This window comes from Nonomuraea sp. AD125B (genome assembly GCF_041402765.1).
Taxonomy (GTDB): domain Bacteria; phylum Actinomycetota; class Actinomycetes; order Streptosporangiales; family Streptosporangiaceae; genus Nonomuraea; species Nonomuraea bangladeshensis.
Window position 1 is genome coordinate 25,675 of the sequence record NZ_JBGLOU010000024.1, and the last position, 20,060, is coordinate 45,734.

General features: G+C 69.9%; 17 protein-coding genes. 13 read left to right on the forward strand and 4 right to left on the reverse strand.

What is annotated here, in order from left to right:
* Nucleotides 1-40 precede the first annotated feature (40 nt).
* Both ACBR40_RS42495 and ACBR40_RS42500 read right to left on the reverse strand, forming a co-directional pair.
* Entirely contained in the window at nt 41-241 is a 201-nt protein-coding gene (locus tag ACBR40_RS42495) for a DUF4236 domain-containing protein (RefSeq protein ID WP_329592107.1), read from the reverse strand.
* 50 nt (nt 242-291) lie between these two features.
* Nucleotides 292-495, reverse strand: coding sequence for a DUF4236 domain-containing protein (locus tag ACBR40_RS42500; RefSeq protein WP_329592109.1), 204 nt, complete (start codon nt 493-495; stop codon nt 292-294).
* Nucleotides 496-578: 83 nt separating this feature from the next.
* Between ACBR40_RS42500 and ACBR40_RS42505 the strand changes: the two genes are divergently transcribed.
* Nucleotides 579-1,337 (forward strand): metallophosphoesterase, encoded by a 759-nt coding sequence (locus tag ACBR40_RS42505; RefSeq protein ID WP_371252405.1) that lies wholly within the window; start codon nt 579-581, stop codon nt 1,335-1,337.
* Here ACBR40_RS42505 and ACBR40_RS42510 read toward each other — a convergent pair.
* The gene (locus ACBR40_RS42510) at nt 1,324-4,722 is read right to left on the reverse strand and encodes an alpha-L-arabinofuranosidase C-terminal domain-containing protein (RefSeq protein ID WP_371252406.1); all 3,399 of its coding nucleotides are present in this window, start codon (nt 4,720-4,722) and stop codon (nt 1,324-1,326) included. The genes ACBR40_RS42505 and ACBR40_RS42510 overlap by 14 nt on opposite strands.
* A gap of 192 nt (nt 4,723-4,914) precedes the next feature.
* Between ACBR40_RS42510 and ACBR40_RS42515 the strand changes: the two genes are divergently transcribed.
* The 12 genes from ACBR40_RS42515 to araA all read left to right on the forward strand — a co-directional run bounded on the left by ACBR40_RS42515 (nt 4,915) and on the right by araA (nt 19,642).
* Complete coding sequence (locus tag ACBR40_RS42515; protein WP_371252407.1) at nt 4,915-5,946, forward strand: LacI family DNA-binding transcriptional regulator; 1,032 nt, start codon at nt 4,915-4,917, stop codon at nt 5,944-5,946.
* 73 nt (nt 5,947-6,019) lie between these two features.
* Nucleotides 6,020-7,009 carry an ABC transporter substrate-binding protein gene (locus tag ACBR40_RS42520; RefSeq protein WP_344218710.1) on the forward strand — a complete coding sequence of 330 codons (990 nt, stop codon included), beginning with the start codon at nt 6,020-6,022 and terminating at the stop codon, nt 7,007-7,009.
* A 55-nt stretch (nt 7,010-7,064) separates the two neighbouring features.
* A complete protein-coding gene (locus ACBR40_RS42525; protein ID WP_364463646.1) occupies nt 7,065-8,576 on the forward strand; it encodes a sugar ABC transporter ATP-binding protein in 1,512 nt (503 codons plus the stop codon).
* Nucleotides 8,573-9,598: an ABC transporter permease gene (locus ACBR40_RS42530; protein WP_371252409.1), complete on the forward strand. Its 1,026-nt coding sequence runs from the start codon at nt 8,573-8,575 to the stop codon at nt 9,596-9,598. Before ACBR40_RS42525 ends, ACBR40_RS42530 begins: the two co-directional genes overlap by 4 nt.
* Nucleotides 9,595-10,578 carry a galactofuranose ABC transporter, permease protein YjfF gene (gene yjfF / locus ACBR40_RS42535; protein ID WP_371252410.1) on the forward strand — a complete coding sequence of 328 codons (984 nt, stop codon included), beginning with the start codon at nt 9,595-9,597 and terminating at the stop codon, nt 10,576-10,578. Before ACBR40_RS42530 ends, yjfF begins: the two co-directional genes overlap by 4 nt.
* Nucleotides 10,579-10,785: 207 nt before the next feature.
* A complete protein-coding gene (gene chvE, locus ACBR40_RS42540) occupies nt 10,786-11,901 on the forward strand; it encodes a multiple monosaccharide ABC transporter substrate-binding protein (protein WP_371252412.1) in 1,116 nt (371 codons plus the stop codon).
* 60 nt (nt 11,902-11,961) lie between these two features.
* On the forward strand, nt 11,962-13,500 hold the full coding sequence (mmsA, locus tag ACBR40_RS42545; protein WP_344218718.1) for a multiple monosaccharide ABC transporter ATP-binding protein: 1,539 nt from the start codon (nt 11,962-11,964) through the stop codon (nt 13,498-13,500).
* Nucleotides 13,497-14,771 (forward strand): multiple monosaccharide ABC transporter permease, encoded by a 1,275-nt coding sequence (mmsB, locus tag ACBR40_RS42550; protein WP_344218720.1) that lies wholly within the window; start codon nt 13,497-13,499, stop codon nt 14,769-14,771. The genes mmsA and mmsB overlap by 4 nt, the downstream gene beginning before the upstream one ends.
* A 58-nt stretch (nt 14,772-14,829) precedes the next feature.
* Nucleotides 14,830-15,864 carry a LacI family DNA-binding transcriptional regulator gene (locus ACBR40_RS42555; RefSeq protein WP_364463660.1) on the forward strand — a complete coding sequence of 345 codons (1,035 nt, stop codon included), beginning with the start codon at nt 14,830-14,832 and terminating at the stop codon, nt 15,862-15,864.
* A 54-nt stretch (nt 15,865-15,918) separates the two neighbouring features.
* On the forward strand, nt 15,919-17,535 hold the full coding sequence (gene araB, locus ACBR40_RS42560; RefSeq protein ID WP_371252458.1) for a ribulokinase: 1,617 nt from the start codon (nt 15,919-15,921) through the stop codon (nt 17,533-17,535).
* Nucleotides 17,532-18,188, forward strand: a complete 657-nt coding sequence (locus ACBR40_RS42565; RefSeq protein WP_371252413.1) for an L-ribulose-5-phosphate 4-epimerase — start codon at nt 17,532-17,534, stop codon at nt 18,186-18,188. Before araB ends, ACBR40_RS42565 begins: the two co-directional genes overlap by 4 nt.
* Entirely contained in the window at nt 18,185-19,642 is a 1,458-nt protein-coding gene (gene araA, locus ACBR40_RS42570) for an L-arabinose isomerase (protein WP_344218728.1), read from the forward strand. Before ACBR40_RS42565 ends, araA begins: the two co-directional genes overlap by 4 nt.
* Here araA and ACBR40_RS42575 read toward each other — a convergent pair.
* The gene (locus ACBR40_RS42575; protein ID WP_344218730.1) at nt 19,639-19,983 is read right to left on the reverse strand and encodes a PLD nuclease N-terminal domain-containing protein; all 345 of its coding nucleotides are present in this window, start codon (nt 19,981-19,983) and stop codon (nt 19,639-19,641) included. The genes araA and ACBR40_RS42575 overlap by 4 nt on opposite strands.
* Between the last annotated feature and the right edge of the window lie 77 nt (nt 19,984-20,060).

The following is a 20,060-nucleotide window of genomic DNA, read 5'->3' on the forward strand; positions in this document are numbered from 1 at the left end:
GACCGGAGGGGGGCCCTCCGGTCCGTCCTATGGCGAACGGTCAGCGACCGTTGGTGGTCTTGCGCCAGTGAAAGCCGCCGGGCAGATTGACCGACAGCGTACGACGCCCGTCGGCTCTCCGCGTCACCCGGAACAGCCGGTTGCCCCAGCTGTGGCCGACCCCGCCGCGGGACAGGTTCAGCCGTAAGGGGCCCACCTTGATCGACTTACGGTAGCTCCAGCCCATCTCGAACTCCTCCATCGAATTCGCGAGGGCACTCCACTACCCACGAAAAGCGCGTTGTATCGAATTCAGTAATGTCCGCGGTATTTCCGGCCGCCGAACGTCTTGCCGACGTGGAAGCCGCCGGGCAGGCGCACCGACACGTGCCGCCGGCCGTCAGGGGTCGCGGTCACGTGGAAGCGGCGGTTGCCGTAGCTGTGGCTGATGCCGTGCCGCGAGAGGTTGATCCGGAACGGTCCTACTTTGATGGATTTCCTGTAGTGCCAGCCCAAGGCCCCTCCTTCGCTGTTCGTCCGGTTCAACGGGCGGCGGCTGACAGGAGTTCCGCCGGCGTCCCCGGCGTACGGTGGGGGGCGTGATTGTGATCGCGCACCTGAGTGACATCCACATCGGCGCCACCCCCGAGAGCGCCGCCCGCGCGCGGGCCGTCATGCGTCACCTCGACGCGCTCCCCGCCGACCTCGACGCCGTGCTGGTGACCGGCGACATCGCCGACCACGGCACCGCCGACGAGTACGAGCAGGCCCGCAAGCTGCTCACCTCCCGCCACCCCGTGCTGATCGGGCCCGGCAACCACGACGTGCGCGAGGAGTTCCGCCGCGTCCTGCTCGGCGACCCGAACCCTCACCCCGGCCCCGGCCCGGTCAACCAGGCCCTGCGCACCCCGCGCGCGATCTACGCGATGTGCGACTCCTCCATCCCCGGCCAGAACCCCGGCCACCTGGAGGAGGAGACCCTGGACTGGCTGGAGGGCGTGCTGGCGGACAGCGACCGCCCGGTGTTCGTGGCCTTCCATCACCCGCCGGTGCCGCTGCACTCGCCGCTGCTCGACGACATCATGCTGCGCCCCAGCCCACGCCTGGAGGAGCTGGTCGGCCACCCCAACGTGGCGGCCGTCCTGGTCGGCCACGCGCACACGGCCGCCGCCACCACGTTCGCCGGCCGGCCGCTCCTCGTCGCGCCCGGCGTGGTCTCCACCCTGACGCTGCCCTGGGAGGGCGGCACCACGTGGGAGACCTGTCTCGACTACGTCCTGCCCCCGTCGCTCGCCTTCCACGTGCTCGACGACGAGGGCAGGATCACCACCCACTACCGCGCGGTCATCGCTCCGTGAGCTCGATGAACGTCACCGAGTGGGCGGGGAAGTCGTAGCCGAAGGAGGCGGACAGGCCGTTCTCCCGCCACTCCTTGGCCGCGACGCGCTCGGGCTCGGCGAGGGTGTTGACGTCGGACGGCGATCCGGTGAGCGAGGTGACCACGGCGGCCGGCCGGAACCGGGCGCCGCCGAGGTCCACCGCCGTGCGGACCGCGCTGTCCTGGGCGTTGACGACCTTGAGCGTGACCCGGTCGCCATCCCTGGACACCACCTGGTACAGCGGCTCGACCTGGGCGCTGTCCACGAAGTCGTGCACCTTGCGCCCGTCCAGCCAGGTCGTGATCCTCCGCCCGTCCACCTGCACCTTGAGGCGGTAGTCGCGCCCGGTCTGCACGGTGTCCGCCGAGGTGACGAGCGCCGACTTGCCGCCGTCGACGGCCTTCTCGATCGCGGTCTGGGTGTTGTTCCAGCCGCCGACGTTCCACCAGTAGAAGTTTCCGGTGTCCCGCACGCCGAACATCACCAGGAAGCCCTCGTCGCCGCCGGTCTTGCGGGCGGTCACCTCGATCGTGTAGTTCGACCAGCCGGCCGACCCGGCGGTGGAGCGGGCGTCCTCGACCAGGGCGCTCTGCGTGTAGGCCCCGTCCTCTGCCGTCCAGGTGCCGGGGCCGGGCGTCCAGCCGGGCGCGCCCGCCGAGAAGTCCTCCGCGAGCAGGACGCTCCCGTCGGCGGCGGTCACCTTCACGTCGTCGTAGCGGACCTGGGTGCGCCAGGAGCCGAGCCCGACAGCGCCCCTGATGTCCTCGACCGGCCTGGCCTCGCCGGTGAAGGAGCTCGGCAGCACCCGGTCGCCGACGTGGCGGGAGAACAGCCGCTGCACGTGGTAGCTGGGGGAGCCGTACGCCTGGTCGTTGTCGAACCAGATGAGGTCGGGCGTCCAGTCCACGTAGTCGACGTTGGCCAGCAGCGGCGCGTACGACGCCAGCTCGATCACGTCGGAGTTGCGCTCGACGCCGGTCAGGAACGACGCCTCGGCGAGGGCGTTGGAGAAGGCGTTGCCACGCGAGGCGTACTCGCCGACGAACACCTTGGGCCCGCTGCGGTCATAGGTGTCGTAGCGGTGGTTGTTGGCGAGGAACCAGTCGGGGTTGTTGTAGTAGTGCTCGTCCACGAGGTCGGCCTTCTGGTCGCGGGCGAACTGCCACATCCGGTCGAACCAGGCCCCCTGGGAGGTCTGCCCGGAGTTGCTGATGATTTTGATCTTCGGGTACTTCGCCCGGACGGCGTCGGCGAACTTCGGATAGTTCGTGAAGAACTCCGGATAGATCTCCTCGTTGCCGAGCCCGATGTACTCCAGCCCGAACGGCTTCGGATGCCCCATCTCGGCGCGCTTCTTCCCCCAGGTGGAGGTGACCGGGCCGTTGGCGTACTCGATGAGGTCCAGCGTGTCCTGCACCCAGCGGGCCAGCTTGGTCTCGTCGGTGAGCGGCCGGTTCTCGCCGCAGCCGTTGACGCCCACCGACAGCACCGGCAGCGCCTCGGCCCCGATGTCCTCGGCGAACTGGAAGTACTCGTGATAGCCGATGCCGTACGACTGGTTGTAGCCCCAGAAGTTGAAGTTCGCGGGCCGCTCCTCGACCGGGCCGATCGTCTCCTTCCACTGGTAGATCCGCCGCTGGTCCTGGTTGAGTGAGTACGGGTCGTAGGTCCCGACGTTGGTCACGCAGCCGCCGGGGAAGCGCAGGAAGCGCGGCTTCAGGTCGGCGATCAGCTTCGCCAGGTCGGCCCGCATGCCGTGCCCCTTGTACGTCTCGCGCGGGAACAACGAGACCATGTCGAGGTCGGTCCGCCCTTCGGGGGCCTGGATCACCAGCCGGCCGGCGTCGGTGGTCGCCGAGGCGGTGAACGAGGCCCGGTACTTCGCCCAGCCGCCCGCCTTGACCCGCACCGAAGCCCTGCCGAGCACGGCCGTGCCGGCCTCGGCGGTCACCGTCAGCGTGGCGGCCGAGTCGCGCCGCGCCCACAGCGACAGGTCGTAGCGCTCGCCGGCCTTGAGCGGCAGGCCCCGGTTGAAGCCCGCGTTGACGACGCCGGCGGTGCCGCCGCCGGTCACCTCCAGCCGCAGGTAGTTGCGGTTGTTCGGGTTGAGCGGCTGCTCGCCGGAGACCGTCACGGCGGCGGTGGCGCCTCGCTCGGCCTTGCTCCACGCGGTCAGCCCGGTGTAGGAGGGCTCGTCGGTGGAGTTGAACTCGAACGAGCGGTTCTGCACCAGCTCGGCGTAGAGCCCGCCGTCGGCCGCGTGGTTGATGTCCTCGTAGAAGACGCCGTAGAGGTTGGGGGAGACCTTCGTGCCCGCGGCCCTGGTGTCCGCGGTGAGCTTGCCGGTCGTGTAGCCCTCGACGCGGAACTTGGCCGCCTGGCTCCCCATGACCAGCCGGCCGCCGGTCACGGCAACGGCGCGGTCGCCGGAGGTGAGCGTGACCTTGCCGCCGCCCGCGTCCTTGAGCAGGAAGACCGAGCCGGTCCCGGCCAGGCTCACCCGGTCGGCGGCCCGCAGGAAGCGGCCGGTGGCGACGTCCTTGAGCAGCACCCCGTCCCCGCTCGGGACGGCGGTGAGCGCGAGGCCGGTCCGCGGCGGCCGGGCCGCGGCCGTGATCGCGCCGGAGCGGTCGGCCGCCAGGTACGGCAGCGCCGCCGCCCGCAACGTGAACGGCCCGTCCGGCACCACGGGCCGGCCCTCGGCTGCCTTGATCGCGATGTAGTCGAAGTCGACCCGCATCGAGGCGCCGTTCTGCGCCGAGAGCCCGAACAGCCCGAGCTGGCGCACCTCCAGCCTGGCCGTCATGCGGGACGCCTGCACCCAGGCCGTGCCGTCCCAGTACGAGGAGGTGAACTCGTCCCCGTGGCGCGCCAGCTTCAGCGTCTCGGCCGTCGATCCCGGCCGGGCCGCGAACGCCGAGGTGAAGGCGGCCCCCACCTCGGTCGCGGTCTCGATCACCGGCCCGCCGGCGAAGCCGACGTGGGCGAGCCCGGCCCGCACGTAGTTGTCCCAGTCCTGCCAGGCCAGCAGGCCCGCGCTCTGGTAGTCGAGGGCGACGGGCGCGCTCAGGCTGGTCACCACCTCGAAGTCGCCGTCGGGGACGTCGACGAGGAAGAGGTTGCGCGCGTTGTTGGTGCCCTGGTGGGTGTCACCGGTCAGGGTGTCCAGGTGCAGCGCCCCGCCGGACAGGCTCCAGCGGGACTCGTCGGGGGACAGGACGGTCCAGTCCTGTCCGAGGGCGTCGCCGTCGAACGGGTCGACGACCGCGCCTTCGGGGACGGGGTCCGCGAGCGCCGCCGCCGCGGGAGGCGGCGCGGCCAGCAGGGCGGCCACCAGCAGGGCCGACAGGGCGATGCGCATCATGAGTCGGGGGGCTCCTCAAGATCGTGTTAGCGCTAACAATGAGTGAGCGTTAACATCGGCGATCCGCGCCACCGTAAAGACCGGCCGCCCAGCACGTCAAGAGCGAGTTTGCGTAACCCGACCGTAATCCGGCGACCTCTTGACGAGACCGGTTGTTAACGTTCACAGTCGGGGCCAAGCCAGGGAAGGAGCATGGCAGTGGGATCCCGCCTGGGGCGTCGCTTACCGGTCATGGCCGATGTGGCCAGGGAGGCCGGCGTGTCGCACCAGACCGTGTCCCGCGTGCTGAACGATCACCCGAACGTGCGCAGCGAGACCCGCGCCAGGGTGCTCCAGGCGATCGACAAGCTCGGCTACCGCCGTAACCTCGTCGCCCGCGCCCTGGTGACCAAGCGGTCGCGGACGCTCGGCGTGGTCAGCTTCGACACCACGCTGTACGGCCCGGCCAGCACGGTGTACGGCATCGAGCAGGCGGCCAGGTCGGCCGGCTACTTCGTCAGCATCGTCAGCCTCAAGTCCATCGATTCCGGAGGCGTCCGTGACGCCCTCGACTACCTGGCCGACCAGGGCGTGGACGGGGTCGTGGTGGTCGCGCCGCAGCGCTCGGCCGCCCGGGCCCTCGCCGACCTGCCGCTCGCCATCCCCACCGTCGCCGTCGAGGGCGGCCAGGCGGGGGAGGTGTCGGTGGTCAGCGTGGACCAGGTCGCGGGGGGCAGGCTCGCCACCGAGCATCTGCTCTCCCTGGGACACGAGACGGTCTGGCACGTCAGCGGACCGTCGGACTGGCTGGAGGCCGAAGGACGCGTGGCCGGGTGGCGGGCCGCGCTGGAGCAGGCGGGCCGCGAGGCCCCGCAACCGCTCGCCGGGGACTGGAGCCCGCGCTCGGGATACGAGGCGGGCCGCAGCCTGGCGCGCATGACGGACGTGACCGCGGTCTTCGTCGCCAACGACCAGATGGCGCTCGGAGTGCTGCGGGCGTTCACCGAGCAGGGGGTGAGCGTGCCCGGCCAGGTGAGTGTCGTCGGCTTCGACGACATCCCCGAGTCGGCGTACTTCTCGCCGCCGCTCACGACCATCAGACAGGATTTCGACGCGGTCGGCAGGCACAGCATCGAGGTGCTCGTGCGGCGACTGGAGGACGGCCTCCAGGAGCGGGAGCGCCTTGTGGTGCCGCCGGCGTTCGTCCGCAGGGCCAGTACGGCCCAGCCCCCGGAAGGTCGCTAGCGGCCGTGCGCGATGACGGCGGTCCCTGGCCCCAGCAGGGGTGTTAGCGTTCACATCAGAAGGGAACCCCCCAGTGTTCAAGAGGATCTCGGCCCTGGTCCTCGCCGGGCTCACCGCGCTGTCGGTGGCGTCCTGCGGCAGCGGCGACGGCACCACCAGCGCCGGCACCAGCGGTGGCGGCGACGACACGATCACCATGGGCTTCGCCCAGGTCGGCGCGGAGAGCGGCTGGCGGACCGCGAACACCAAGTCCGTCCAGGAGTCGGCGAAGAGCGCGGGCATCACGCTGAAGTTCTCCGACGCCCAGCAGAAGCAGGAGAACCAGATCAAGGCCATCCGCTCCTACATCCAGCAGAAGGTGGACGTCATCGCCTTCTCGCCGGTGGTGGAGTCCGGCTGGGACCCGGTGCTCAACGAGGCCAAGAACGCCAAGATCCCGGTCATCCTGACCGACCGCGCCGTGGACTCCAAGGACACCTCCCTCTACAAGACCTTCCTCGGCTCGGACTTCGTGGAGGAGGGCAAGAAGGCCGGCCAGTGGCTGGTGGAGCAGTACAAGGACAGCCAGGACACCGTGAACATCGTCGAGCTCCAGGGCACCACCGGCTCGGCCCCGGCCAACGACCGCAAGGCCGGCTTCCAGGAGGTCATCGGCGCCGAGCCCAAGTTCAAGATCATCGCCTCGCAGACCGGCGACTTCACCCGCGCCAAGGGCAAGGAGGTCATGGAGGCCTTCCTGAAGTCCAACCCCGACATCGACGTGCTCTACGCCCACAATGACGACATGGGTCTCGGCGCCATCGAGGCCATCGAGGGCGCGGGCAAGGTCCCGGGCAAGGACATCAAGATCATCACGGTCGACGCGGTCAAGGACGGCATGCAGGCGCTCGCCGACGGCAAGATCAACTTCATCGTCGAGTGCTCCCCGCTGCTCGGCCCGCAGCTCATGGACCTGGCCAAGAAGGTCGTCAAGGGCGAGCAGGTGCCGGCCCGCGTGGTGACCGAGGAGACCACGTTCACCCAGGAGCAGGCCAAGCAGGCCCTGCCCTCCCGCCAGTACTGATCGCAAGGACGCCGGGCCGGCGAGCCCGCCGGCCCGGTCTTCATCTGGAGGCTCCATGGCAGTACCCGCGCCGGTCCTGACGATGAGCGGGATCGGCAAACAGTTCCCGGGGGTGAAGGCCCTCGACGACGTGGACCTGCGGCTGCTCCCCGGCGAGGTGCACGCGCTCATGGGCGAGAACGGCGCGGGCAAGTCCACTCTCATCAAGGTGCTCACGGGCGTGCACCCCGCCGACGCGGGCACCATCGTGCTGGCCGGCCGGACCGTCACCTTCGGCAGCCCGCTGGAGGCGCAGCAGGCCGGCATCAGCACGGTCTACCAGGAGGTCAACCTCTGCCCCAACCTCTCGGTGGCCGAGAACATCCTGCTCGGCCGCGAGCCGCGCCGCCGGGGGCGCATCCACTGGAAGCGCATGCGCGCCCGCGCCGCCGAGCTGCTCGCCCGGCTCGACGTCCGGCTCGACGTCTCGGCGCCGCTGTCGGTCTACTCGCTGGCCGTCCAGCAGATGGTGGCCATCGCGCGGGCCGTGGACATCGACGCCCGCGTGCTCATCCTCGACGAGCCGACCTCCAGCCTCGACGCCGACGAGGTCCAGCAGCTCTTCCGGGTGATGCGGCGGCTCAAGGAGGAGGGGATCGCGATCCTCTTCGTCTCCCACTTCCTCGACCAGATCTACGAGATCTCCGACCGCATGACGATCCTGCGCAACGGCCGGCTGGTCGGCGAGTACCCGACCAGCGAGCTCAGCCAGGTCCAGCTCGTGTCCAAGATGATCGGCCAGGAACTGGCCGCGCTGGAACGCCTGCACGGCGAGGCCAAGACCTTCGACCGCCCCCTGGTCGAGGCGCGCGGGCTCGGCCGGCCCGGGGCGATCGAGCCGTTCAGCCTGACCATCCACGAGGGCGAGGTCGTCGGCCTCGCCGGGCTGCTCGGCTCGGGCCGCACCGAGGTCGCCCGGCTGCTGTTCGGGGCCGACCACGCGGGCTCCGGCGAGCTCGCGATCGGCGGCGCGACCACGTCGCTGCGCACGCCGCGCGCGGCCATGACGCACCGCATCGCGTTCTGCTCGGAGAACCGCAAGGAGGACGGGCTCGTCCCGGACCTCACCGTCCGCGAGAACATCGTGCTGGCGCTCCAGGCCACCCGCGGCTGGACCCGTCCCGTGCCCCGTGAGACGCAGGACGACCTGGTCGGCAAGTACGTCAAGGCGCTGCGCATCAGCCCGCCCAACCCCGAGATCCCGGTGCGCAACCTGAGCGGCGGCAACCAGCAGAAGGTGGTGCTGGCCCGCTGGCTCATCCTCGAACCCCGGCTGCTCATCCTCGACGAGCCCACCCGCGGCATCGACGTCGGGGCCAAGACCGAGATCCAGCGGCTGGTGGCCGAGCTGTCGGACGGCGGCATGGCGGTGCTGTTCATCTCCGCCGAGCTGGAGGAGGTGCTGCGGCTCAGCCACAAGGTCGAGGTGCTGCGCGACCGCCGCCTGGTGGCCGAGCTGCCCAACGACGAGACCTTGACCACCGACGTGCTGCTGGAGACGATCGCCAGCGGAGGGCGAGTGTCATGAGACGCCTGCTGTGGCCTGCGGTGGTCCTCGTGCTGCTGCTGGCGCTCAACATCTTCTACACGCCGAGCTTCTTCTCCGTCCAGGTCAGGGACGGTCACCTGTACGGCAGCCTGATCGACATCCTGCGCTTCGGCGCGCCGCTGATCCTGGTCTCGATCGGCATGACCCTGGTCATCGCCACCGGCGGCATCGACCTGTCGGTGGGCTCGGTGGTGGCGATCTCCGGCGCGCTCGCCTGCCTCCAGATCAGCGAGGACGCCGGGGTGACCACGGCCGTGGCCGCGGCGCTCGGGCTGTGCCTGGTGCTGGGGGCCTGGAACGGGTTCCTGGTGGCCGCGGTCGGCATCCAGCCGATCATCGCCACGCTGATCCTCATGGTGGCCGGGCGGGGCCTCGCGCAGCTCATCACCGACGGGCAGATCATCACGATCAACGACCCGGCGTACAAGGTGATCGGCGGCGGCTACTGGCTGACCGTGCCGTTCGGCATCCTCGTGGTGATCGCCGTGCTGGCGATCACCGCGTTCCTGACCCGGCGGCTCGCGCTCGGCATGCTCATCGAGGCGGTGGGCGGGAACGCCGAGGCCAGCCGGCTGGCCGGCATCCGCTCGCGCGGGATCGTCATCATGGTCTACGCCTTCGCGGCTCTGTGCGCGGGCGTGGCCGGGCTGATGATCAGCTCGAACGTCTCCAGCGCCGACGGCAACAACGCCGGCCTGTGGATCGAGCTCGACGCGATCCTCGCCGTGGTGATCGGCGGGACCTCGCTGGCGGGCGGCCGGTTCTCGCTGTCCGGCACGGTGCTGGGCGCGCTGATCATCCAGACGCTGACCACGACGATCTACTCGATCGGCGTGCCGCCGGAGACCACGCTGCTGTTCAAGGCGCTGGTCGTGACGGCCGTCTGCCTCATCCAGTCCCCGTCCTTCCGCGCCAAGGCGTTCCGCCGCCGCGGCCGGGCGGCGCCCGCGGAACCGACCCCGGAGGAGAGAGTCTTGGCAGGCCGAGGAGGCACGGCGTGACCGCGCTGACGTTCGGGCGGGCCTCCGTCCCGGTGAAGTACCTGCCGGTCCTGGTGACCGGGTGCCTGTTCGTGGCGATGTTCGTGGCGGGCGGGATCCGCTACGAGGGGTTCGCCAGCGGGCAGGTCGTGCTCAACGTCTTCATCGACAACGCCTTCCTGCTGGTCGTGGCGGTGGGGATGACGTTCGTGATCCTGACCGGCGGCATCGACCTGTCGGTGGGCTCGGTGGTGGCGCTGTCGACGATGATCGCGGCGAGCCTGATGGAGGGGCCGGGGTGGCCGCCGTACGTGGTGGTGCCGCTGGTGCTGCTCATCGGGTCGGGGCTCGGGCTGGTGATGGGCTGGATCATCCAGTCCTTCGACATCCAGCCGTTCATCGTGACGCTGGCGGGCATGTTCCTGGCCCGCGGGCTCTGCTACACGATCGGGACCGACTCCATCCCGATCAGGGACGCCACGTTCACGGCGTTCGCGCAGACCAGGATCGACCTGTTCGCCGATCTGTGGATCTCGCCGAGCGTGGTCATCGCGCTGGTCGTGGTGGCGGTGGCGGCGTACGTGCTGCACTACACGCGCTTCGGCCGGTCGGTCTACGCGACGGGCGGCAACGAGCAGTCGGCGCTGCTCATGGGGCTGCCGGTGGCCCGTACGAAGATCACGGTGTACACGATCAGCGGGTTCTGCTCGGCGCTCGGCGGCGTGCTGCTGTCGTTCTACATGCTCTCGGGCTACGGCCTGCACGCGGTGGGCATGGAGCTCGACGCGATCGCGGCCGTGGTGATCGGCGGCACGCTGCTCACCGGCGGCACCGGGTTCCTGCTCGGCACCGTGCTCGGGGTGCTGGTGCTCGGGCTGATCCAGACGATCATCAGTTTCGAGGGCACCCTGAACTCCTGGTGGACCAAGATCTTTATCGGACTGTTGCTCTTCGTGTTCATCCTCCTGCAACGCCCGTTCTCCGGGCGGTCCAGGCGCTGAACTGGGAGAACGCGCGCTTGGGTGTTACCTGAATGTTTCCGGCAGGTGATGCCCGAGCGTTGACATAGTCTTTGTTAGCGATAACAATCGGCGGAAACGAACGCGAAGTTTGTTCTGCTTCGTCACGTTCTCACGCGACGAACTGATCTTCTACACCGGCGGCCGCCGCGTCCAGCGCTGCCGCGACCCCCATCGCAAGGAGATGACATGAGGTTGGGACGGATCGGGGGCGTGGTCTCTGCCATCGCTCTCGCCGCGACCATGACGGCCTGTGGCTCCAGCCAGAAGACGGTCGACGCCGAGGCCTCCGCGTCCTCCGCCGCCGGCGGCGCCGGGGCGCTGATCGGCGTGACGATGCCGACCAAGTCGTCGGAGCGCTGGATCCACGACGGCGACAACGTCAAGTCGGCGCTGGAGAAGCTGGGCTACAAGGTCGACCTCCAGTACGCGGAGAACGACATCCCCACCCAGGCCAACCAGATCGAGAACCAGATCACCAAGGGCGCCAAGCTCCTGATCATCGCCTCGATCGACGGCACCGCGATCACCTCGCAGCTCCAGCAGGCCGCTGACAACAAGATCCCGGTCATCGCCTACGACCGGCTGATCCGCAACAGCCCCAACGTGGACTACTACGCCACCTTCGACAACTTCAAGGTCGGCGTGCAGCAGGCCACCTCTCTGCTCAAGGGCCTCGGCGTCGAGGACGGCAAGAAGGGCCCGTTCAACGTCGAGCTGTTCGGCGGCTCCCCCGACGACAACAACGCCACGTTCTTCTGGAACGGCGCCATGTCGGTGCTCCAGCCGAAGATCGACGACGGCACCATCGTCGTCAAGAGCAAGCAGACCGACTTCAAGCAGGCCGCCATCCTGCGCTGGGACCCGGCGACGGCCCAGAAGCGCATGGAGGACATCCTCACCAGCACCTACGGCAGCGCCAAGGTCGACGGCGTGCTCTCGCCGTACGACGGTCTGTCCATCGGCATCCTGTCGGCGCTCAAGAGCTCCGGCTACGGCACCAGCGGCCAGCCCTACCCGATCGTGACCGGCCAGGACGCCGAGCTCGCCTCGGTCAAGTCCATCATCGCCGAGGAGCAGTACTCCACGATCTTCAAGGACACCCGCAAGCTCGCCGAGCAGACGGTGAAGATGGCCGACGCCGTGCTGAAGGGCGGCCAGCCCGAGGTCAACAACACCAAGGACTACGACAACGGCAACAAGGTCGTCCCGTCGTACCTGCTCGACCCGGTGATCGTCGACAAGTCCAACTACAAGGAGATCATCGTCGGCGGCAACTACTACACCGAGGACCAGCTCCAGTAAGGGCCCTGCCCCCGGGGACCGCGCGTCCCCGGGGGCTTCCCTGAGCTGAGCGAGGGGCATATGACCGAGCACATCTTGCGGATGGTCGGGATCACCAAGACCTTCCCCGGCGTCAAGGCGCTCCAGGACGTCAACCTGTCCGTCCGGCGGGGCGAGATCCACGCCATCTGCGGCGAGAACGGCGCCGGCAAGTCGACGCTGATGAAGGTGCTGTCCGGGGTCTACCCGCACGGCACGTACGAGGGCGAGATCGTCTTCGAGGGCGAGCGGGTCGAGTTCGGCGGCATCCGCGACAGCGAGCACGCCGGCATCGTCATCATCCACCAGGAGCTGGCACTCAGCCCGCAGCTGTCGATCGCGGAGAACATCTTCCTCGGCAACGAGCGCGCCAAGCGCGGGATCATCGACTGGAACCGCACCAACTACGAGGCCGCCGCGCTGATGAAGCGGGTCGGCCTGCGCGAGAACCCGACCACGCCGATCTACGACATCGGCGTGGGCAAGCAGCAGCTCGTGGAGATCGCCAAGGCGCTGTCGAAGGAGGTCAAGCTCCTCATCCTCGACGAGCCGACCGCGGCGCTCAACGACGACGACTCCGCGCACCTGCTGGACCTGCTGCGCGGCCTGCGGGAGGAGGGCATCACCTGTGTGATCATCTCCCACAAGCTCAACGAGGTCACCGCGATCGCCGACTCCGTCACGATCATCCGCGACGGCCGCACGATCGAGACGCTCGACATGGCGACCGACGACGTGACCGAGGACCGCATCATCTCGGGCATGGTCGGCCGCGCGCTGGACAACCGCTTCCCGCCGCACGAGCCGTCGATCGGCGAGGAGGTGCTGCGCATCGAGGACTGGACCGTCCACAGCCCGAGCCAGCCCGGCCGCAAGGTCGTCGACGGCGCCGGGCTCACCGTGCGCCGCGGCGAGATCGTGGGCCTGGCCGGCCTCATGGGCGCCGGCCGCACCGAGCTGGCGATGAGCGTGTTCGGGCGGACCTACGGGGTCAACATCTCCGGCAGGATCTTCAAGGACGGCAAGCCGGTCGTGATCCGCAACGTCCAGGACGCGATCAGGCACGGCATCGCGTACGCGACCGAGGACCGCAAGCGGTACGGCCTCAACCTCATCGACGACATCAAGCGCAACATCAGCGCGGCCGGGCTCAAGGGCCTGGCCAGGCGCGGCTGGGTCAACGAGAACGAGGAGTACAAGGTCGCCGAGGGCTTCCACAAGAGCATGAACATCAAGGCGCCCACCGTGAACAGCGTGGTCGGAAAGCTGAGCGGCGGGAACCAGCAGAAGGTCGTGCTCTCCAAGTGGATCCTCACCGAGCCGGACGTGCTGATCCTCGACGAGCCCACCCGCGGCATCGACGTCGGTGCCAAGTACGAGATCTACACGATCATCAATCGCCTCGCCGACCAGGGCAAGGCCGTGCTGGTGATCTCCAGTGAGTTGCCTGAGCTGCTCGGCCTGTGCGACCGCATCTACACGCTTTCCGAGGGTCGCATCACCGGGGAGGTGGCGCGCGAGGACGCCACCCAGGAACGGCTCATGTACCTCATGACCAAGGGACAGGAGAAGCTCTCATGAGCAGCATCACGCCCGCAGACGTGCCCGCCGGCACGGCTACCGGCGCGAAGGGCGTCGACGGGGAAGGGCCACGCCGGCCAGGCAGGGTGTCGCTCGGCGGGGTGTCGCTGAACCTGCGCTCCAGCGGCATCTACATCGCGTTCGCGCTCATCATCGTGCTGTTCTCGGTGCTCACCGACGGCGCGCTGCTGCAGCCGCAGAACATCTCGAACATCATCGTCCAGAACTCCTACGTCCTGATCCTCGCGATCGGGATGATCCTCGTCATCATCGCCGGGCACATCGACCTGTCGGTCGGCTCGGTGGTGGCCGTGACCGGAGCGCTGGCCGCCGTGCTCATGGTCAACATGGGCGTGGCCTGGCCGCTGGCCCTGCTGATCACGCTGGTCGCGGGCGCGCTCATCGGCGCGTGGCAGGGCTACTGGATCGCCTACTTCGGCATCCCGGCGTTCATCGTGACGCTGGCCGGCATGCTGCTGTTCCGGGCGCTGACCCTCACGGTGCTGGGCAACCAGGGCATCGGCCCGTTCCCCGACCAGGTCCGCACCCTGGCCAACGGCTTCACCAACGGCTACCTCGGCAACATCGGCCTCGGCCCGCTCGGCGGCGCCGACCTGTTCAGCCTGCTGATCGGCCTGATCGCGATCGCCGGCATGGTGATCTCCCAGCTCCGCACCCGCAACGCCCGCAAGGGCTACGGCCAGTCCGTCGAGCCGATGGCCCTGTTCGCGCTCAAGATGACGGCCGGCGCCGCGGTGATCCTCTTCCTGGTCGTGCAGCTCGCCAGGTTCAAGAACCTGCCGTGGGTGCTCGTGCTGCTCGCGGTGCTGGTGCTCGGCTACTCGATGCTGGCCGGCCGCACGGTCTTCGGCCGCCAGATCTACGCCATCGGCGGCAACCTCCAGGCGGCGGTCATGTCCGGCGTCAAGGTCAAGTCGGTCGTCTTCTGGATCTTCGTCAACATGGGCGTGCTGTCGGCGATCGCCGGCATCATCTTCGCCGGCCGGCTCAACCAGGCCGGTCCGACGGCGGGCAACAGCTTCGAGCTGGACGCCATCGCGGCGGCGTTCATCGGCGGCGCGGCCGTGCAGGGCGGCGTCGGCAAGGTGGCCGGGGCGATCACCGGCGGCCTGATCATGGCGGTCATCAACAACGGCATGTCGCTGATCGGCTCGCCCAGCGAGCGGGTCATGCTCGTCAAGGGCGCGGTGCTCCTGGCGGCGGTCGCGTTCGACGTCTGGACCAAGCGCCGGGCGGGCGGAACGCGCTGAGCACGACCCTGTCCGTGATCTTGTCCGCGACCCCGAGCGCCAGCGAGAGGAGACGCCCGTGACGGCATCCAAGCGCCGTCTGCCGGTCATGGCCGACGTGGCCAAGGAGGCGGGCGTGTCGCACCAGACGGTGTCCCGGGTGCTCAACGACCATCCGAACGTCCGGGCCGACACCCGGGCGCGGGTGGAGGCGGCGATCACCCGGCTGGGCTACCGGCGCAACCTGGTCGCCCGCGCCCTGGTGACCAAGCGGTCGCGGACGCTCGGCGTGGTGAGCTTCGACACCACGCTGTACGGCCCGGCCAGCACGGTGTACGGCATCGAGCAGGCGGCGCGGACCGCGGGCTACTTCGTCAGCATCGTGAGCCTGAAGTCGATCGACGCGGCCAGCGTCCGCGACGCCATCGACTACCTGGCCGAGCAGGGCGTGGACGGGGTCGTGGTGGTCGCGCCGCAGCGCTCGGCCGCCCAGGCGCTGGAGAGCCTGCCGTCCGGGATGCCGGCGGTCGCGGTCGAGGGCGGCTCGCACCGGGACGACATCCCGGTGGTCTGCATCGACCAGGCCGAGGGCGCCAGGCTCGCCACCCGCCACCTGCTGGAGCTGGGCCATGAGACGGTCTGGCACGTCAGCGGCCCGTCCGACTGGCTGGAGACCGAGGGCCGGCTGGCGGGCTGGCGGACCGCTCTGGCGGAGGCGGGCCGGCCCGCGCCCGAGCCGCTGACCGGCGACTGGAGCCCGCGGGCCGGCTACGAGGCGGGGCGCAGCCTCGCCGCGATGGACGGCGTCACCGCGGTCTTCGCGGCCAACGACCAGATGGCGCTCGGGGTGCTGCGCGCCCTCAGCGAAGGGGGCGTGCGGGTGCCGGAGCAGATCAGCGTGGTGGGCTTCGACGACATCCCGGAGTCGGAGTTCTTCTCGCCGCCGTTGACCACGGTCAGGCAGGACTTCGACGTGGTGGGCCGGCACTGCATCGAGGTGCTGCTGCGGCAGGTCGAAGGCGGGCGCGGCGCGCGCGGGCGCCTGGTCGTGCCGCCCCGCCTGGTGGTGCGTTCCAGCACGGCCCCCGCACGCGGACGTTCTGCCGGTAGATGATGGGCATGCCACCGGAATTCCCCCCTGGAGAGCAATGTGAACGCTAACACTTATGTGGTAGGAGTCGACTTCGGCACGCTGTCCGGACGCGCGGTCGTCGTCCGGGTCAGCGACGGCGCGGAGCTCGGCAGCGCCGTCCACGAGTACGCCCACCGCGTCATCGAGCGCGAGCTGCCCGGCTCCGGTGTGCGGCTCGGCCCCGACTGGGCGCTGCAGGCGCCGCAGGACTGGCTGGAGGTGCTGAAGAGCGCGGTGCCCGCCGCGCTCGCCGCCGCCGGAGTGCCCGCCGAGCAGGTCGTCGGCATCGGCACCGACTTCACCGCCTGCACCGTGCTGCCGGCCACGGCCGACGGCACGCCGCTCTGCTTCGAGACCCCCGAGCTGCCGCACGCCTGGCCCAAGCTGTGGAAGCACCACGCCGCCCAGCCGCACGCCGACCGCATCAACGAGCTGGCCGCGCGCCGCGGCGAGAGCTGGCTGCCGCGCTACGGCGGCAAGATCTCCTCCGAGTGGGAGTTCGCCAAGGCGTTGCAGGTCCTGGAGGAGGCCCCCGACGTCTACGCGCGGGCCGAACGCTGGATCGAGGCCGCCGACTGGATCATCTGGCAGCTCACCGGCGTCGAGAGCCGCAACATCTGCACCGCCGGCTACAAGGGCGTCTTCCAGGACGGCGCCTACCCGTCGAAGGAGTTCCTCGCCGAGCTCAACCCCGGCTTCGCCGGGTTCGTGGACAAGCTCGCCACCGGAAAGGTCGGCGCCGACGAGAACGGCGTCACGCTCGCCCCGCTCGGCGGCCTGGCCGGCCGGCTGAGCGCCGAGGCGGCCGGCTGGACCGGCCTGCCCGAGGGCATCGCGGTCGCCGTCGGCAACGTGGACGCGCATGTCACGGCCGCCGCCGCGGACGCCGTGCGTCCCGGCCAGATGGTCGCCATCATGGGCACCTCCACCTGCCACATCATGCCCAGCGACCGGCTCGCCGAGGTGCCCGGCATGTGCGGCGTCGTCCGCGACGGCATCGTCCCCGGCCTGTGGGGCTACGAGGCGGGACAGTCGGCCGTCGGCGACATCTTCGCCTGGTACGTCGACAGCTGCGGCCTCGGCCACGAGGAGCTGACCGCGCTCGCCGAGAAGCAGAAGGTCGGCGAGCACGGCCTGGTGGCGCTCGACTGGTTCGGCGGCAACCGCTCGGTGCTCGTGGACCACAACCTCTCCGGCGTCATCGTCGGCCAGACCCTGGCGACGCGGCCGGAGGACGTCTACCGCGCGCTCATCGAGTCCACCGCGTACGGCGCCCGCATGATCGTCGAGACGTTCGAGCGGGCCGGCGTGCCGGTCGAGGAGTTCGTCGTCGCCGGCGGGCTGCTGAAGAACCCCTTCCTCATGCAGATATACGCCGACGTGCTGCGCCGGCCGCTGTCGGTGATCGGCTCCGACCAGGGGCCCGCGCTCGGCTCGGCCATCCACGCCGCGGTCGCCGCCGGCGCCTACCCGGGCATCGAGGAGGCTGCGGCGGCCATGGGCAAGCGGACCGAGGCGGCGTACACGCCGGACCCGGACCGCGCCGACGCCTACGACCGGCTCTACGCCGAGTACCGCAGGCTCCACGACTTCTTCGGAGACGGCCGCATGCTCCACACGCTGCGCGCCATCAGGAACGAGGCCCAGGCATGACCGACCCCCGCACAGTAGTCGCCGAGCTGCACGCCGAGCTCGTGCGTTACAACCTCGTCGTGTGGACGGCCGGCAACGTCTCCGGCCGCGTCCCCGGCGAGGACCTGTTCGTCATCAAGCCCTCCGGCGTCTCCTACGACGAGCTGACCCCGGAGAACATGGTGGTGTGCGACCTCGACGGCAACCTGGTCGAGGGCGAGCACGCCCCCTCCAGCGACACCGCCGCGCACGCCTACGTCTACCGCAACATGCCCGAGGTCGGCGGCGTCGTGCACACCCACTCGACGTACGCCTCGGCCTGGGCCGCCCGCGGCGAGGCGATCCCGTGCGTGCTCACCGCCATGGCCGACGAGTTCGGCGGCGAGATCCCCGTCGGCCCGTTCGCGCTGATCGGCGACGACTCGATCGGGCAGGGCATCGTCGAGACGCTCAAGGGCCACCGCTCCAAGGCGGTCCTCATGCAGAACCACGGCGTGTTCACCATCGGCAAGGACGCCAAGGCGGCGGTGAAGGCCGCCGTGATGTGCGAGGACGTGGCCCGTACCGTGCACGTGGCCCGCCAGCTCGGCGACCCCCTGCCCATCGCCCAGGACGACATCGACCGCCTGTACGACCGTTACCAGAACGTCTACGGACAGAGGAGCCCGCGTTGAAGATCTGGTTTCTGACCGGCAGCCAGGGGCTGTACGGCGAGGACACGCTCCGCCAGGTGGCCGAGCAGTCCCAGCGCATCGCCGAGCAGCTGCCCGTCCCGGTCGAGTGGAAGCCCGTGCTCACGGACGCCGCCGCGATCCGGCGCGTGATGCTGGAGGCCAACGCGGACGACTCGTGCGCCGGCGTGATCGCCTGGATGCACACCTTCTCCCCGGCCAAGATGTGGATCGCCGGGCTCGACGCGCTGCGCAAGCCGCTGCTGCACCTGCACACCCAGGCCAATGTCGAGCTCCCGTGGAGCACCATCGACATGGACTTCATGAACCTCAACCAGGCCGCGCACGGCGACCGCGAGTTCGGGTTCGTGCAGACCCGGCTCGGCGTGCCGCGCAAGACCGTGGCCGGGCACGTCAGCGACCCGGCCGTGGGCGGGCGCATCGAGGCGTGGGCGCGCGCCGCCACGGGCCTCGCCGAGGTCCGCCAGCTCAAGCTGGTGCGGTTCGGCGACAACATGCGCGACGTGGCCGTCACCGAGGGCGACAAGGTCGAGGCGCAGCTGCGCTTCGGCGTCTCGGTCAACACCTACGGCGTCAACGACCTGGTCGAGGCCGTGGACGCGGCCTCCGACGCGGACGTGGCCGCGCTGGTCAAGGAGTACGAGGAGCAGTACCGGGTGGTCCCCGAGCTGCTCGGCGACCGGAGCGAGTCGCTGCGCTACGCGGCCAGGATCGAGCTGGGCCTGCGCGGCTTCCTGGAGGCCGGCGGCTACCGGGCCTTCACCACGAACTTCGAGGACCTCGGCGGCCTGCGCCAGCTTCCCGGCCTGGCCGTGCAGCGCCTCATGGCCGACGGCTACGGCTTCGGCGGCGAGGGCGACTGGAAGACGTCGGTGCTGCTGCGCACGCTGAAGTCGATGGCCCCGTCGGGCGGCACGTCCTTCATGGAGGACTACACCTACGACCTCACGCCCGGCAACGAGCTGATCCTGGGCGCGCACATGCTGGAGGTCTGCCCGTCGATCGCCGCGGACACGCCGTCCTGCGAGATCCACCCGCTCGGCATCGGCGGCAGGGAGGACCCGGTGCGGCTGGTGTTCGACGCCGCTCCCGGCCCTGGCATCGTGGTCGGCCTGGCCGACATGGGCGACCGGTTCCGCCTGGTCGCCAACGAGATCGACGTCGTGGCGCCGCCGCAGCCGCTGCCGAAGCTGCCCGTGGCCCGCGCGGTGTGGCAGCCCCGTCCGAACCTGCGTACGTCCACCGAGTCGTGGCTCACCGCGGGCGCGCCGCACCACACGGTGCTCACCATGGCGGTCACCCGCGAGGAGCTGACGGACCTGGCCGAGATGCTGGGCGTGGAGCTGGTGTTCATCGACGCCGACACCACGACCGAGCGTTTCGCCAAGGAGCTGCGCTGGAACCAGGCGTACTACCGCCTGGCCCAGGGCTTCTAACCGTCCTCGGCGGGTCTCTTCGGGGCGTTCCTGCGCTGCTCCTCGGCGCGTTCGCGGCAGCGGCGCAGGAACTCCTCGTCGTCATCGGGGCTGGTGGCGGCGAAGCGGCCGGGGCGGTCGTACTCGGGGAAGGCGCTCGGCGGCGCCGGCGCCCGCCGCTCCGGGCGGCCGGCCAGCAGCCACACGAGCGAGCCGACGAGCGGCGCGAGGAAAACGATCACCAGCCACAGGATCTTGGGCAGGTTGCGGCAGAGCGGCTCCGGCGTGGTGATCACGTCGAACAGGCAGTAGAGCCACAACACGAGCGTGACCAGGCTTATGGCCTCGTACAGGTAAAGCACGGCGCACCTCCGTCAGCGGCCAGACGAAACTAGCGGCACCTGACCGGGCTGACAAGCGCTGGCTGTGGGAAGGTAAG

Coding starts and splice junctions, on each gene's coding strand:
- mmsB (WP_344218720.1), top strand. CDS start 13,497: ATGAGCAGCATCACGCCCGCAGACGTGCCCGCCGGCACGGCTACCGGC.
- ACBR40_RS42510 (WP_371252406.1), bottom strand. CDS start 4,722: ATGATGCGCATCGCCCTGTCGGCCCTGCTGGTGGCCGCCCTGCTGGCC.
- ACBR40_RS42495 (WP_329592107.1), bottom strand. CDS start 241: ATGGAGGAGTTCGAGATGGGCTGGAGCTACCGTAAGTCGATCAAGGTG.
- mmsA (WP_344218718.1), top strand. CDS start 11,962: ATGACCGAGCACATCTTGCGGATGGTCGGGATCACCAAGACCTTCCCC.
- ACBR40_RS42565 (WP_371252413.1), top strand. CDS start 17,532: ATGACCGACCCCCGCACAGTAGTCGCCGAGCTGCACGCCGAGCTCGTG.
- chvE (WP_371252412.1), top strand. CDS start 10,786: ATGAGGTTGGGACGGATCGGGGGCGTGGTCTCTGCCATCGCTCTCGCC.
- ACBR40_RS42530 (WP_371252409.1), top strand. CDS start 8,573: ATGAGACGCCTGCTGTGGCCTGCGGTGGTCCTCGTGCTGCTGCTGGCG.
- ACBR40_RS42515 (WP_371252407.1), top strand. CDS start 4,915: ATGGCAGTGGGATCCCGCCTGGGGCGTCGCTTACCGGTCATGGCCGAT.
- ACBR40_RS42525 (WP_364463646.1), top strand. CDS start 7,065: ATGGCAGTACCCGCGCCGGTCCTGACGATGAGCGGGATCGGCAAACAG.